This is a genomic window from Longimicrobiaceae bacterium (assembly GCA_035696245.1).
Taxonomy (GTDB): Bacteria; Gemmatimonadota; Gemmatimonadetes; order Longimicrobiales; family Longimicrobiaceae; genus DASRQW01.
Window position 1 is genome coordinate 1 of sequence record DASRQW010000339.1, and the last position, 15384, is coordinate 15384.

General features: G+C 74.0%; 8 protein-coding genes. All 8 read right to left on the reverse strand.

Translation table 11 applies throughout. The features are described 5' to 3' along the window. A partial coding sequence (locus tag VFE05_15710) for a hypothetical protein (protein ID HET6231519.1) occupies positions 1-2056 on the reverse strand: 2056 nt, incomplete at its 3' end. Further along, the gene (locus tag VFE05_15715; protein ID HET6231520.1) at positions 2053-8037 is read right to left on the reverse strand and encodes a hypothetical protein; all 5985 of its coding nucleotides are present in this window, start codon (positions 8035-8037) and stop codon (positions 2053-2055) included. The genes VFE05_15715 and VFE05_15710, both read right to left, overlap by 4 nt. Next, complete coding sequence (locus VFE05_15720; protein HET6231521.1) at positions 8034-10109, reverse strand: hypothetical protein; 2076 nt, start codon at positions 10107-10109, stop codon at positions 8034-8036. The genes VFE05_15715 and VFE05_15720 overlap by 4 nt, the downstream gene beginning before the upstream one ends. 615 nt (positions 10110-10724) lie before the next feature. Then, positions 10725-11687, reverse strand: coding sequence for a hypothetical protein (locus VFE05_15725; protein HET6231522.1), 963 nt, complete (start codon positions 11685-11687; stop codon positions 10725-10727). A 61-nt stretch (positions 11688-11748) separates the two neighbouring features. After that, positions 11749-11925 carry a hypothetical protein gene (locus VFE05_15730; GenBank protein ID HET6231523.1) on the reverse strand — a complete coding sequence of 59 codons (177 nt, stop codon included), beginning with the start codon at positions 11923-11925 and terminating at the stop codon, positions 11749-11751. Between the two features lie 4 nt (positions 11926-11929). Continuing rightward, the gene (locus VFE05_15735; GenBank protein ID HET6231524.1) at positions 11930-12238 is read right to left on the reverse strand and encodes a hypothetical protein; all 309 of its coding nucleotides are present in this window, start codon (positions 12236-12238) and stop codon (positions 11930-11932) included. Between the two features lie 52 nt (positions 12239-12290). Further along, positions 12291-14786, reverse strand: coding sequence for a phage tail protein (locus tag VFE05_15740; protein HET6231525.1), 2496 nt, complete (start codon positions 14784-14786; stop codon positions 12291-12293). Between the two features lie 3 nt (positions 14787-14789). Next, positions 14790-15384: hypothetical protein (locus VFE05_15745; GenBank protein ID HET6231526.1), on the reverse strand; the 595-nt coding region annotated here is incomplete at its 5' end.

The following is a 15384-nucleotide window of genomic DNA, read 5'->3' on the forward strand; positions in this document are numbered from 1 at the left end:
TGCCGCCCGGCCGGCGCACCACCGCCGTCAGCCCCATCCGCGCGTACCTCCTGCACCAGCGCCTCGCCGCGACCGTCCATGCATCCACCAGCAGCGCGCAGTCGGTGCGCGGATCGACCGGGATGCCTACGTCGGGAGATGCGGAGGCGGCGACGCGATCCGGGTCGTCCCCGCGCCAGGCGGCGAGCGGCAGGCGCCCGGTGCCGTCAAGGAGGACGGCGCGCGCCGCATCTCCCCCGCCCCGTCGCACCGTCCAGCCGGGCGCGGCGATGCCCTGCTCCCACACCGCCGGCCATTCGAACGCCAGCGGCGACGGCTCGCGCGGAGAGACGGGGAAGAGCGCGAGCATCGGATCGTCTGCCGCGACGCCGGTCAGGCGCGCGATGCGGCGAAGGACGCGCGCCGGAAGCTGCGCATCGGCGAGGTGCGGATGGTCGCGCAGCAGCGCCGCGATTCCCAGCAGCCGCAGCACCGGCACCAGGAAGAGCAGCCCCGCCGCCGCCGTCTCCCGCGGCTTGTCGAACGTCGCGGGCTCCGGCGCATCGTCCGCCTCGGGGGCCTTCGCCTCATCGGATCGAGCCACCGCTTCGTGCGCGATCCGTTCGGCAGGCGAAAGCGCGTCCGCTCGATCCACCCGCGCAACACGCACCCCAGGCTCCGCATCTCCCGAAACGCTCGCCCTCGTCTGCCCTGCCGCAGCAACGTCATCCGCCTCGATCTCCGCAGATGCGCGCTGTTTATCGCCCGGAGTCGAATCCGCCGCGAGATGGTTGCTTGCGCCAACCGACTTCTCGGCCGCTGCGGTGGCGAACGGTTGCGCATCGGGAGATGAGGATGCTGCACCAGCCGTCGCGCTCTCTCGCGCATCCGCCGAAGACGCTGATGGAGAGGCGTTCGGCAGATGAGAAGCGTCGGCGTTCGCGGGGCGCGTGGACGCATCCACATCTACCGAGACGCGGTCCGAAAATGCGGCATCCCGCTCGGCGTCTACGGAAACGACGGGGTGATCGGGAGATTCGGACGCGGCTGCATCCACGGCGTTTTCTGGAGATGCGAGGCCGCTAACGGGCTCCGCTGCCGGGGATGATGCGTCGCCCGGAACGACTGCGCCGGATGCGTCGCGCGCAGTGGTGGGAGCGCTCGGGCGTGCGGTGTCCGCGCGCGCAGGCCCCGCGTCGGACGAGAGCGCGAGGGCGGCGGCGAGGGTGCGCTGGGCGCGTGACGGGAGATGTGGATCGAGCAGCGACGACGAAGCGCGGTCGGCGAGCGCGACGGCGGCGAGCCAGAGCGTCCGCGCGTCGTCGTCGCCCCAGCGGGCGGCCCAGCGGACGAGCACCGCGCGCCACGCATCCCCGATCACCCGCCGTTCCGCGACTCCAACCGCTGGCGACACGGCGCCGGCCCGCCGTGCATCTCCCGTGGCGGTCGAGCGCAATGCGGCGGCCATGCGCGCGTGGATGATGCGCAACGGCAGCGCGGGCGCGGACCAGCCGCAGTCGAGCAGGAGCGCCGCGCCGTCCGCGGGCGCGAGTGCGGCGAGGAGCGCATCCAGGCACCCGGCCGCGTGCAGCTCCGCGACGAGCGACACAACGGCGGCGGCTCCCGGCGTCGTCCGCGCGGCGGAGTGCAGGACGGCGCGCAGCCCGTCCGCCCGCGACGACGCCGGCGACCACGTGCGCACGGCGAGCCGCCAGTACCACGCGGACACGGGCTCGCCACGCGCCAGGCGCACGGCCAGCGCGGCGTGAGCCTCGGTCTCGTTGCGGAACCAGACGGCGGGGGCGAGCGCCGCGGCCGCATCGCCACCGTGCACCGCGTACGCCTCCGCGTCGCGGAACCGCCGCTCCACCTCGATCGCCACGGCGGCAGCCGCACGGTCCGGGTAAATGACGCCCACGTCCAGCCGCCGCACCAGCACCAGCCGCCCCCCGTCTGCCGCGCCCAGCGACGCCGTGTGCAGCGCGTCTTCCAGCAGCAGCGCGCCGCGGCGCACCAGCGGCTCGCGCGGCGCGGTCAGGCGCACCGTCCGCACGCGGCGCGGGGGGGCCTGCATCACCCGCGGCCCTTCACCAGGCCCGCTGGCGAGGCCGGCTTCCGCGTCTCGGCCACCGGCGCGGCCCGGGGTTTCTCCAGCGCCTGCTTGCGCTCGCCCATCTTCTCCAGCGTGCGCGCGGCGGACTGGTCGCGCTCCGGCGTGCGGTCGGTCACCGCGGCGACCGTGCCCAGCGTGGCCGCCTCGCCGAACTGCGCGCGCGTGCCCTGCGGCAGCGTGACCGTGGCCGCGGGCGTGCCCTTCGGCGCGTCCGCCGTCTTGATGACCCGCGTGACCGCCACGCCGCCCGCCAGGTCCTCGATGATGCCGTGCACGGGCCGCTTGAGCGTGTCGTACAGCAGCACCGGCATCCCCACCCGCACCGCCGAGAGGTCGACCGAGAGGTTGATGGTGGCGCCCTTCTTCACCTCCGCCTCGTGCGCCAGCTCGCCCGCCACGATCATGTTCACCGGCGCGTGGCTGGCCAGCAGAAGGCAGATGCGCACGAGGTCGCTCGCCAGCGCCACCGCCTCCGGCTGCGTGGGCTCCACGCGGCCGTACAGCCAGTCCACCAGCGACTGCATGTCGCGGCGGTCCATGTACGGCAGCTCGCCCCAGCGCGGCAGCGAGTACAGGTTGCGCAGGTTGACCGCGTCGTCGAACTCGCTGAGCCGGTCGGCCCACTCCAGGCGGATCACGGGCAGCACCTCGCCGAAGCGGCGGTAGAGCGAGGTGGCGACGCGCAGGACGTTGTCCAGCTCGCGGGTGGCGCCGCGGTCCACGTCGCTGCGGCCGTGCGCGGCGTCGATCAGGTCGCCCAGGGAGAGGACCTGCACCGCCTGGTCGCGCATCCACCGCCAGCCCTGGTCGCGGAAGACGGCCAGGTCCAGCGTGGCCGCGGCGCCGCGCCACTGCCCCACCACCTGCTTCTGCGCCACCAGCCGCCGCCCGATCGCCTCGCCCAGCTTGCCCGACTGGCGCGCGTCGAACGTCTCCAGGGTGCCCGGCTCCAGCCTGCCCAGCGCGCGCTGCTTGGCGCTGGCGATGGTGCCCATCATCACGTCGGTCCTGTCCAGCTTGTCCAGCAGCGGCACCACGCCGGGGAACCAGCGCAGCGGCGCCTCGCGCAGCACCTCCACCAGCGAGCGCAGCTCCGGCGGCGCCGCGCTAGCGTCCGCCAAGGCGGCGGGCACGGCGGTCTGCACGTACGCCGGGTCGAGCGGACGCATGGGCGCGTCGGCGTTGCCGTACACGAGGCGCGGACGGTGGAACGCGAGGAAGCGCACGTGCTCGCGCAGCACCGTGGCCCGCCGGGCGTTGACGCCGGCCACGCGCTCGGTCTCCTCGGCCAGCAGCGCGCGGGCCACGGTCACGTCGTGCCGCGCCTCGGCCAGCCCGTCCTCCACCTCCTTGATGCGCAGGTCCAGCTTCTGGGTGAGCGAGACCAGCTCGTCGCGGCTGCCGCGCACCAGGTCCACCGCGTCGCGGTACTGCTGCACGCGCCCTTCCACGGCGCGCAGGGCCGAGATGGTGGCGTCCAGCAGCTCCACGCCGATGCTGAAGAAGATGGGCTCGTCGGCGTTCTCCGGGTCCGGCTCGTCGAGCACCCGGTGCGCCAGGTCGTCCTTGATGGCGCCGAAGAGGAGCGAGGTGCGCACCGGCACCTTCACGTACGCCTTCTGGTTGTAGACGCTGCGGTACTCCGGCACGCCGTCGGTGGTCTTCACGAAGCCGGGGATGCCCAGGTCGTCGATGTACAGGTCCAGCCGCCGCAGCCCGTCCAGGATCTCGAAGCGCGACACCATGGCGAAGCTCTTGGCCTCGTTCGCCGGCGGCGTCTGCATGCGCTCGGCGACGGTGACGGTGCGGAAGTCGAACTTCTCGCCCACGATGGGGGCGACCTTCAGCACGGCGCTGGTCGTCACCCCGCCCACGGCGGTCACCCGCTTGATGGGCTGCACGGCGAGCGCGGTGGGCGACAGCTCCGCCGCGATCTTGGGCGCGGTGATGGGCGGGGTGACGATGGGGGATGCGACCACCCCGATGGGCAGCACGGGGGTGAACACCGTCTTCGGCTGCGTGAAGACGGGCGTCGCGATGAAGGGCGACGACAGCTTGGGCGTGATCGCCGTGAAGCTGCTCACGGCCATCGACGCCGGCTGCGGCGCCGCGACGGCCAGCGGGGCCGCCACGCTCTCCGCGACCGCGGGCGAGAGCCGGAAGGCGCTGGTCATCGCCGAGCTGAGGTACGTGGTCCGCGTGGCGCTGAGCGTGGACGGGTTGACGACGGCAGATGCGGTCGCGTCTGCCGACAGCGAAGCGCGGTCCGCCGGGGCGAGGGCGGCGCTGGCGGCGGGCTTGGGGGCGTCTTGCGTGCCGGTGCGCACCTGCTCCAGGTAGCGCACGATGTCGTCGCGCACCGTGGCGGCGCTCTCGCCGTTGATGATGGCGGCGAGGGCGGGCGACGTGGCCAGGCGCGTGGCCGAGGCGGTGCCCACCATCAGCTTGCGCAGGCGGTACATGTCGGCCTGCACGCGCAGGAAGCCGAAGTCCACCCAGTCGTCGGCCGCGCGCACCTTGGCGTCGAGCCAGGCGGCGAAGCGGTCCACGCCCATGGCGTCGAGCTGCGCCTGCTCGTCGGCCCGCAGGGGCGTGGCGGCGAGCGCATCGCGCAGCTCGTCCAGCGTGAGCGACGCCCGCACGCCGTCGCGCGGCTCGGTGAGGTACTCGTCCTCCGGCGGGACGAACACGGGGGCGCTGACCCACTGCCAGCCCTCGCCGCCGGCCAGGTCGGCGCCGCCGGGCGCGGCGTCGTCCACCCACGCGATCTCCTGCGGCGGGCCCAGCATCTCCCCGCCCGCCGTGGCCGCCGGGTAGAGGAAGCGCTCGGGGAGGCGCGCCGTGTTCTGGTTGAGGCTGCTCCACGTGACCGCCAGCGACGGTGCGGCGGCGGCGCCCACGTACTCGATCTTCACGTCGTACCGCTTGCCCGCCACCAGCGGCCGCGCGCCGGACTCCCACTGCCCCGGGTTGGAGGGCGGCCGGTTGACGCTGTCGAGGATGAGGTCGGGGCCCAGCCACATCCGGAACTGCTGGGCGTTGGTGTAGGCGACGAAGTTGTGCGGCTCGCTGAACTGCGCCTTGAGCTGCCCCTCCCAGCGGATGGAGCGCACGTCGCCCATCAGCACGGGGTCGAAGCGACCGCCGCGGTCGGGCGGCAGCAGGTCCAGCTCTCCGTCCACGCGCTCCATCTTCAGCGTGGTGAAGGCCGCATCCGTGTAGTAGCTGCCGGTGAGGCCGGTGCCCGGCGGCTCCACCAGCGCCCGCCGCACGCCCGCGCGGTCGAAATCGGCACTCCCCCGGTACACGGTGAAGCCCATCCCCTTGACGGTCTTGTCCTCCAGCCCCACGGCGGCGGCGGGAACCACCAGGCGCGCCCACTCGCCGGGCTTGGGCAGCTCGCCCATGTAGTGCCGGCCCGGCGTGTCGCGCCGGCCGATCCGCAGCAGGTCGATGCGGCCGGGCAGGATCAGGTTGCGCCCGCCCAGCGAGATCTCTTCGGACCCCCAGTACGCGCGGTGCTCCCAGGTGCCGTCGTTCCACTGGAGCATCAGCGACGTGGGCGGCGCGTTCGGGTCCAGCCGCACGTCCACCACCAGGCTGTCGCCCTTGCGCACCGCCAGCGTGGCCGTGGCGCCGTCGAACGACTGCGTGGCGGTGCGCGTGGGGTCGCCCACGCGCAGGATCCGGTAGCCGCGGAAGGTGAGCATGTTCTCCGGCGCCACCCAGTTCCCCACCGGGGGGGTGCCGACCGCGCCGGCCGGGAGGTTCTCGGTGAACCACACCTGGTCCGGGTTGGGGATCACGCCCGCGCGGTCCCACGTGGCGTAGCCGTCCACCACCAAGAAGGTCATCCCGTAGACCGTGGTGTCCTGCAGCTTCACCGCGTCGGACTGCACCTCCAGGCGAACCCAGGCGCCGGCCTCGGGCAGCGGGCCCATCGCGGTCACGAACTCGCCCGTCCAACCCGTCACGTTCTCGCCCCAGTAGGCGTAGTGGCGCTCTTCGCGGGTGGTGAGCCAGCTCAGCGCCACCTGGCGTGGCGTGTCCACCGGGTTCAGGTGCACCCAGGCGAAGAGCGTGTCGCCGGTGACGATGCTCACCCACGGCCCGCGCGTGTAGCCGTGCCAGTGCTGCCCGGTGGCCAGCGGCGAGTCGTGCGCGCGCTCGCCGAAGCGGGGATCCGGGGTCCAGTCGCCCTCGTCGTCCAGGCGCTCGGGGTCCTTCTCGGGCGGGGGAAAGACGGGGCGCTTGCCCGCGAAGGCGCCCACCACCGCCTCGGTCTTGCGGCGCAGGTCCTCGCGCCGGCCCAGCATCTCCCGGCGGTGCGCGCTGAACAGGTCCAGCATGCGCTGGAACTCCGGGTCCACCACGTCGGTGGCCAGCAGCCGCGGCTCGTACAGCTCGGCGGGCACGGGCACGAGCACGCGCAGCGCGTCGGGCTCGCCGCCCTCCAGGTCGTACGGGGTGAGCGAGGCGCTGCCGGCGATCGCCACGTCCAGCTGCTCGGTGGGCACGGGCACCGCGTCCACCGTGAAGTACGGGGGGAAGAGCGGCCGGGGGCGCCCGTTCTCGTCCGCCGCGGCGCGGGGGAGCAGGCCGGCGGGCGGCAGGAAGCGGAACTGGCCGAAGACGCCCGCCGCGTCGGCCGAGGTCCAGTCGGCCTCGGCAACCTGCTCCGCGAACTGCTGCATGCGCGCCTGCCACAGGAAGGCGTCGCCCGCACCGCTCACCAGCTGCTTGCGGCGCAGCGGCTTGCCGCCGTCGCGCACCACGGCCCACGAGTCGACGAAACGCGGGAACTCCATCCCCCCGTCCTCGAACCCGACGAGGCCGAGCGCGACGCCGCGCTGCTCCCACGGGTGGTGCTCGCCGGGCAGCGCCGCGGCCTCGAAGCGGAAGACCAGCTCGGCGATCTCGTTGCGCCACGTGGGCCGGGCCGGGTCCGGGAGGAGGTCGGGCCACGGCCAGGCGTACAGCGCCAGGCGGCAGCCGTCGGCCACCTGCCAGTCCGCGAACGCGTCTGCCGCGGGGTCCTGCTCCGACGGGTCGTCCGGGTCGCCGTTGCCCACCATCTCGGCGGCGATGGGCTCCAGGACGAGGATGGCGGCGGGCGGAAGCGGCGTGCCGTTCTCCAGCAGCTTCCACAGCGGGCCGCGGAACTCCGGCGGCGAGGTGACCGGCGCGCGCAGCGGATCGGTGTCGTTCACCGTCGCGCCCGGCAGCGGCGGGCCGGTCACCGGCCCGTCGGACGTGGTGAGCGCGGCCGACGTCTCCGCGAACGCGTTCACGCGCTGCACCGCCAGCGTGCGCGCGACCACCGCCGCCGCGAGCGTGGGCGGAAGCGAGGCGATCGCGTCGTCCACCGCCTTCGCCTCGGCCTTCGCGCCGGCCGACGACGCATCTGCCGAGATGTCGGGAGATGCGGACGCGGCGGCGTCGCCGATGAGGCCCGCCGGCGGCGAGCCGGTGAGGGCGGCCGGCGGCGAGTACTGCGGGGTGATGTAGACCCACAGCTCGTCCAACGGGATGCGCAGCGCCGAGGGGACGATCACGTCCTCGCCGGACGCGGCCAGGCCGAAGCCGGGGGCGACGTGCAGATACCACCGCTGCGCGGTCTCGCCCAGGGCGGGCGCGGCGTGCTCCGGCGGCCAGTGCGGCCAGATCTCGTGGTTGGTCACGCTCTCGGGCTGCACCAGCTCGTCCGCCGTCTCCAGGCCCACCTCGAGGCCGGAGACCACGCCGTGCGACAGCGTCTGCCCCGCGGTGGCGAGGCGGCCGCCGCGGCCCTGCTGCTCGCTCTGGAGCGCGGTGTCGCTCAGCGCGCGGCCGGTGAACAGGTTCAGGCGGCGGCGCCACCCCGCGTCCACCCGCGGCGCGATGGGCGGCTCGACCGCGGCGACGAACTCGCCCTCTAGACGGTCGTCGAAGGGGCGGACGCTCACGGCTCACCCGCCTGCCGCTTGGCGGTGAGCAGGGTGTTGAGCCTGGCGGGCGCCCTCGCGCCGGTGCCCGCCTTCGCGACCTCGGCGGCCAGGTCGGCCAGCTGCGCTCGCGGCGTCTGCGCGGCCACCGCGTCCAGGTGGGGAAGCGCGCCGGACTTGGCCAGGTTCTGCACCAGCTTGGGGTTCTCCTTCAGCTCGGGCTGCGCCTTGTCCAGCTTCGCCAGCCCCGCGCCGATGGCCGGGTCCGCGCGCGCATCGGCGGGCTTCAGCGGCAGCTCGGCGCCGCTGGAGTGCAGCGTATCCATGGCCGCCAGCACCAGGCCGTGCAGCGAGTCCTCCTTCACCACGCCGACCGCGGCGGCGGCGGGCTTCCGCTTCGATCCCCCCGGCGACTTCGAAGTGTCCACCGGCCCCGGCTGAGGCGCATCGCCATCCGCGGGCTTGGCGGACGCCGCATCTCCCGACCCCGCCGTTGCGCTCTCGTCGGGCGCGGCGGAGAGGGCGGAGCCCGCATCCGCGTCGGCGGTTACGGGCTGCGGCGCATCCGGCGAGAGCTTCGGCTTCGCCTCGGAGTCCGTCGCCTGGCCCGCATCCACCGACAACCCGGCCTCGTCCACCCCGGCCTCGGACGAGAGCGCCATCCGCTGCGTGCCCGCGAACGTCTTCACGCCGAACGGTGCGTTTTCCGTGAAGACCTGTGTCATTCCCGTCTGCACCTGCACGGGCACGCCGGTCACGTCGCCCTTGTACTGGAGGTTGCGGCGCCGCACGTACCAGAACATGCCCGACGTGGGGATCAGGCTGCGCCACTGGGTGTCTGCCGTCTCCTGCGGCGTGGGCACGGGCACCATCACCTTGGGCAGCCGCAGCCCCTGCAGCAGCTCCAGCGGGCGGCGCCCGGCTAGCACGAACGGCACCGAGCTGCCCGTGGGCCGCGTCACCGAGCCCAGCTGCGCCGCCAGCTGGCGGAAGCGCGACCGGCTCACGGGGAAGAGCATCAGCACCGACGTGCCGTCCAGCGCCTCGGCGCTCGCGGTCAGGTCGATGGGGGGCAGCAGCAGGCTCTCCTCCACCAGCGCCGGCAGCTCGTCTTCCGGCACGATGGAGAGGTCCACGTCCACCGTGGGCGGGAAGAAGATCTGCGTGAAGTCCGCCGGGTTCAGCGACGCCGCGGGCAGGCGGCCGGCGGGCGGCAGCGCCTGGAAGTAGTCCGACGCGGCGAAGCGTTCGCCCTGCGCGGCGCTGCGGCGAAGGGCCAGCACCTCGTTCAGGTGCGCGTCGTACTGGAGCAGGTGCGCCTCGCGCAGGGCCCGCGGCGCGAAGCCCAGGCCCAGCACGTCGCCGTGGTCGGCGCCCACCTCGCGGCGAACCATGTACGGGTCCACCCACTGCACCGTGCCGCGGTTCAGCAGCACCATCGCCAGGGGCAGCAGGGGCGCGGCGGGGCCGTGGGTGCCGCGGCTCACGAAGGTGTCGTAGGCCACTCGGGCGCGGCGGGCCTCGGCCGTGTTGCCGTTGCCGTCGTCCGGGTAGGGCACCAGCGTGACCGCCACGCCCTCCACGATCTCGCCGAACTCCACGCTGCGCTGGCCGTTGATGCTGGTGGGGTAGCTGGCGATGGGGTTGGCCGTGAACTCCACCGGGCGCAGGCCCACCACGTACAGGCCCGAGCGGTTGCGGGCGGGCTCGCGGGGAATCTCCATGAGCCCGAACGCCGCGTCGAGCCGCTGGATCTGCGGCAGGTCCGAGAGGTTGACGTTCAGGTCGCGGGGCAGCACCACCAGCTCGCCGGCCGGCGTCACCCCGTGCCCGCGGCCGATGCGCAGCGTGTAGTTGTCGCCGCGCTCCACCATCAGCCCGTTCACCACGCCGCTGCCGCCGGCGCGCCCCAGGTCGGCCTGCCGCGTGAGGAAGTAGTCCTGCTCGCGGATCAGGTCGCGGGCGGCGAGGAACCGGCCGTCGAAGTAGAAGGGGCGCCGCCGCCGCTCGTCCACCACCACGGTGCCGCGCAGGGCGTCCATCTCGGCGCGGTCCAGCTGCTCGCGCGCGGGTCCTCCGGTGGAATCGAACATGGTCAATCCTCGCTGGGTGTTGTCGGGGGGAGGGGCCCCCTCCCGGCTCGCTGCCCTCCCCCGCCGCCGCGCCGGGGGAGCGTTGTCGATCAAGAGTATTCCGCGCCTGGATCCCCGCCCGCATCCGTTCCAGCCGTCGGAAGCTTTCCCCCGTCCAGCCGTGGAACCCACGCCGCGTAGGGGTGCGATTCATCGCATCCGGCCACCGCCGCGGGACGCGAGAACGGGGTCTATCGGGTTGGATGACCGGCATTCGGCCGATGCCGCATCCGCCGAACCGGCCGATCCACATCAAGCGATTCCAACCAAAGCCGCCAGCAGATTCACATCCACCGATCCAGCCCGTGGACGGACCCCACTCGCCGATGCTTTCCGCCGATGCACGTCGAGCAAATCACATCTGCCGATCCCGTCCATGGATCCGTATCTCCCGATTCCGCCCGTCGATGCGCATCTACCTCCGCGCCGCTGATGCGCATCTCATCGGGTGATCGCCGGCGTCCGATCGACGGGGGCGATTCGCGTGGGCCGGTGCCCGTTCGCGGCGGAGGCGGATCGGATGCGATGAATCGCACCCCTACATCTCCAGGCGCCCCTTCGATTTACCCTGGTTTCCTAGAGCACCGGGGCCATGCGGGCCATGGGGGCGCTTTCCTGGCGGGTGAGCCAGGCGAGCGCGGGGCCGGAGTGGACGAAGCGGCGCACGTGGTCGTCCCAGGTCACCGGGAACGCGGCGTCGCGCACGGGCGCGGGCTGCGACGCGCCGTCCGCCCGCTCGCCCACGGAGGGGCGCACCGCGGGCACCACCATGCGCGAGAGCAGCACCTCGGTGCCGTTCTGCGTCAGCGCGTGCTCCGGCAGGCGGCGCACGCCCAGCTCGTCGTCGAACTCGGTGCCCTCGGTCCACCCGCGGTCCAGCATGGCCTGGTGCAGCGCGCGGATGCGGTCCTCGGGCGTCCCGTCCACCGGCACGTCGCCCCACGGAAGCTCGGGCACGGGCGGCTGGTCTTCCTGCCGCAGCAGCAGCGTCAGCTCGTGGTCGTCGCGCAGCCGCGAGGGCGACACCGCGTCGAGCGCCTCGTACGGCCCGCTCGCGAACGAAGGCGTCAGCCCGCGCTCGGCCTGGTGGAACGCGGCGAACACGTCCACCACGAAGCAGCCCGTCCACGGCGGCGCGGGGTCCGCCGGCACCACTCCCGCGGCGATGGCCTCGGCGCGCGTCAGGTAGCCCGTCTCGCGCAGCAGGGCGGACTGCGAGCGCAGCCATCTGCCGAGGCGCAGGCACGACGGCGCCGCCACCTCCACCATGCGGCCCAGCGGGTCCAGCGCCATGCCGGGCTTCACCGTCACGCGGTCGCCGTCGGCCGCGCCGCCGTCGCCAGCCGCGGGCGGGTCCACGCGCACGGCCAGGCCCGCAACGGTGCCGGTGCCGTGCAGGTACGCCAGGGCGCGCGCCAGCCGGGCGCGGTGGTACGTCTGCTCGGCGGTGAAGTCGTCGGAGCCGAGCAGCGCGCCGGTGGCGTACGAGACGCGGTCGGGGCGCAGCGCGCGGTTGGCCAGGGGGTCTCGCGCCGTCATTCGCGGGTCCTTTGCGGGTATCGGTTTCCGTGGCCCGGGCGGGGGGCGGCCGGCGGGGGCCTCATCTCGTCTTGATCGGGAACAGCACCTCGACCGTCACGTCGGCGGGGGCGCTCATCTGGCCGCGCTCGTTCACCACCTCCAGCCGGAACACGTAACGGCCGGGCTCCAGGCGCGCGTCCACCGTGGCGAAGGGCTCCCTGGTCTTCTCGCCGTCGCCCGGGAAGTCGAAGGGCATGCGGCTACTCCACGCGCGTCCACACGTAGGCCACGATGCTGCCTCCGGCCGGGTCGGTGCTCATCGTCCCGTCGAGCGTGAACGCCTGGCCGAAGTCCACCTGCTTGGGCGCCACCAGGATGGCGGTGGGCAGCGTGCGGTCCACGATGTACACGTCCACCTCGTCGGGCACCGACTCGTTGCCCGAGTCGTCGCGCACCACCAGGCGGAAGCGCATCTTCCCCACCGGGAAGGAGCCGCCCTTGGGCAGCTCCACCTCTACCTTGGCTTCCTTGGTCTCCTGCACGCTGCCGGGAAAGCTGAAGTCGGCCATCGTCCACGCTCCGTTGCTTGGGTGCCGCCCCGCGGGCCGGGGCCGGGGTCGGTCAGGGCAGGCGCTTCCAGCGGTACCACTCCAGCGTGCGGCCAGGGTCCGCGTGCGAGCCGCTGCCGTCCAGCTCGAACGGGTAGCCGCGCTCGGCCACGAGGGGCTCTCCCGCATCGGCCACGGGCGGGGCGGAGCCGGGCCGCAGCACCTGCACGCTGCCGCCCTCCAGGCGCGGGTCCAGCGACACGGGGGTGATCAGGAAGTCGCTGATGCCCACGTAGCTGCGCTCCACGCGCACGGGCAGGCGCGGCGGCCGCGGGCCCAGGTACGTGTCCACGCCCACGAGCGAGGCCATGCCCACCAGGAACGGGTAGGTGGTCGCCATCACCTTTGCCTGCACGTGGGCCGGCGTCTCGCGCTGCACCACGCGGGCGATGAGCCCCAGGTCCTGCGGGTCGACCTCCTGGTGCACGAGCACAGTGACGCGGTGCGCGAGGCCGTCGTACAGCGCGTCGATGGCGGCCTGCTCGTCCTTCGTCTTGGGCAGCGCGCCGCCGAAGCGGGCCAGGAACTCCTTGCGGCTCTCGTCGCCCAGGAAGAGCGTGTCGCCCACGTACGAGTTGCCGCTCACGCTGATGCCGCCCAGCAGCGGGTCCTCGTCCTCGCTCAGGTCCGCGCCCAGTATGGTCGCGAACGTCCGCCGCAGCCTGAAATCTTCCAAGACCACGATCTCCCCACCCCGCACCGCGCCGCCCGTCGCCAGGTCGAGCGCCAGGGCCAGGCCGCGGAGTGTCCCCCGCCGGCGCGCCATCTCCGGCGCCGCGGCGAGCAGGGCGCGCCGCCGGTCCGCCGCCAGCGCGGGGTCGAACGCCATCCCCACCCATCCCGCCACCCACTCCAGCGCCTCGGCGGGCGCGGTCCGCGGGTCGGTGAGCAGGTGCGCGCCGGCGATGCGGTCTTCCAGCGGGGTGAGGATGCCCTCGAAGTTGCCCAGGAAGCGGTCCAGGAAGTCCGGCGCGGTGGCCGTCCCCGGCGCGTCCGCATCCGGTCCGAAAGCCGTCTCCCGGTACAGCTCGGGCAGGTAGTTGTCGAGGTACGAGAAGCGCGACGCGTAGGCCCGCAGCGCCGCCAGCTCGGGAGATGCGCGGCCGGTGCCCACCAGCTCCACGCGGACCCACAGGTAGCGGCCCCGCAACGACCGCACGCGGCGGCCGGGGCGCTGCACGAGCACGGTGAAGAGGCCCGCCCGGTCGCGCTCGGGCTCGCTCTTCAGCATCCCCGGCTGGTACGCGATCTCCGACGGCTCCGGCACCCACGCGCCCACCGGCGCCTGCGAGCCGTCCGGCACGGCGAACGCGCTGCCGAAGCGGTGCTCGTGCCACTCGTCGGCCGCGATGGGCGACGCGGGCTCGTCCGTCGCCGCGAGGCGGACCACGATGCCGCAGCCCGCGGGGATGGCCGCCTCCACGTACAGCCGGTGCCACACCGTCTGCGTGCTGCCGCCGTCCAGGAAGGTCTTGCTCGACGCCGTGCCCCGCGCCGCGAAGTGCGGCAGCGACAGCCGGTTGAGCGGCCGGGGCGCCGCGTCCGTCCCGTACAGCGGCGGCAGGGAGAGGCCGTGCAGGAAGGGCCCTCCGTCGTGCCCCCGCAGTGGGTAGAGGTCGCCCACCGGCGCCGCCTCGCCCTCCCAGTCGTCGGTCGCGTACACGGGCGCCTCGTTCACGCGGGAGAGCAGGATCGCGAGCCGTCCGCCCGCCACCCAGGCGATGGAGAACGGGAAGCGCCCCCCGCGCAGGCGGACGGGCGGGCCGATGCGGTCCGTCTCCGGGTCCACCAGGCGCACCATCCCCTGCCCGTCGGCCGCCCAGGTCAGCACCGCCAGCCGCCCGTCGGGCCCGCACGCGATCCCCGCCGCCGTCTCGTTCTCCTCCCACGCGTCGGCGACGCGGACGGAGATGCGCGGCGGGTCCGGGTTCTCGTCCACCGGGCGGAAGGTGCCGGGGGAGTACGGGCCGTACGGCCGCTTGGGCCACAGCCCGCCGGTGGTGTGGGCGATCAGCCGCGCCGCGCGGTCCATCACCCACACGCCGCCTGCGGGATCGGACGCGACGCGCCAGGGTCGGAAGCCTTCGACGACGATCGTCGCCGGCTCGCGGCGCTGGCGGCGGTCCACCATCGCCATCTCCCCCCCTGTGGCCCCCGTCTCCACCGCCAGGTAGACCACGCCGTCGTGGCCCAGCGCGATGTCCGACGGGTCCTGCCCGCCCGGCGTGGTGCAGATGGGGACCTCGCCCTCGAGCGCGCCGGTGGCCATCACCTGCTTCTGGCCCGTGCTCCACCGCGCCCGCGTGCCGAACGCGTCGGCCGCCTCGGGAACGCGCTCCAGGCGCGACAGGGCCTCGGCCTTGTAGGCGATCCACGCGGGGGGGTCGCGGCGGCTGGCCAGGCGCAGCGAGCGGCGCTCGCCGTCCCACTGTACGGCCGGGGGGTCGCCCGGCCGGTGCCAGTGCCGCTCCTCCGCGAGGAGCCAGAACCGCTGCCCGTTGGAATCCATGGCTCAGCAGACGTCCGGGACCACCGGCACCGCCACGCCGCGCGGCACCCCGCCGCCCGCCGCGCCGCCGCCCGGGCCCGTCCCCGTCCCGCCGGTCGAGCCCGTTCCTCCCGTCGAACCGGTGCCACCGGTCCCGGTCCCCGAGCCGCCCGCGCCGGCACGGCCGGCGAACGGGTTGGGCACGCCGTCCAGCGTGGGTGGCGCCACGGGCTCGTCGAGCGTCACCTTCATCGCCAGCAGCTCCGGCAGCTGCCACGGATCCAGCGGCATCTCGGCAGAGGCGGCGTTGGCGGCGCGCAGGTTCACCCACGCGTTGCCCTGGCGGCCGAAGATGTTGACGCCCGCCACGCCGAAGACGCCGGGCACGCGCGCGACCACCACCTCCAGCTCGCGGTCGCGCACGGAGACGCCCAGGGGCCAGCCGGTCGCGGACGGACCGCCCGGCGCGAGCGACCAGAGGTACGCACGAAGCGCCTCGCGCACCGCGTTCGCCGTCACGTCGCGCCCGAAGCCGTCGCGCACGGTGAAGCTGGTGGAGACGCCGAGCGGGACGTACTCGCACCCGATCACGTAGAGCTCGGTGGAGATGGGGCGAACG

Coding starts and splice junctions, on each gene's coding strand:
- VFE05_15720 (HET6231521.1), bottom strand. CDS start 10,109: ATGTTCGATTCCACCGGAGGACCCGCGCGCGAGCAGCTGGACCGCGCC.
- VFE05_15725 (HET6231522.1), bottom strand. CDS start 11,687: ATGACGGCGCGAGACCCCCTGGCCAACCGCGCGCTGCGCCCCGACCGC.
- VFE05_15730 (HET6231523.1), bottom strand. CDS start 11,925: ATGCCCTTCGACTTCCCGGGCGACGGCGAGAAGACCAGGGAGCCCTTC.
- VFE05_15735 (HET6231524.1), bottom strand. CDS start 12,238: ATGGCCGACTTCAGCTTTCCCGGCAGCGTGCAGGAGACCAAGGAAGCC.
- VFE05_15740 (HET6231525.1), bottom strand. CDS start 14,786: ATGGATTCCAACGGGCAGCGGTTCTGGCTCCTCGCGGAGGAGCGGCAC.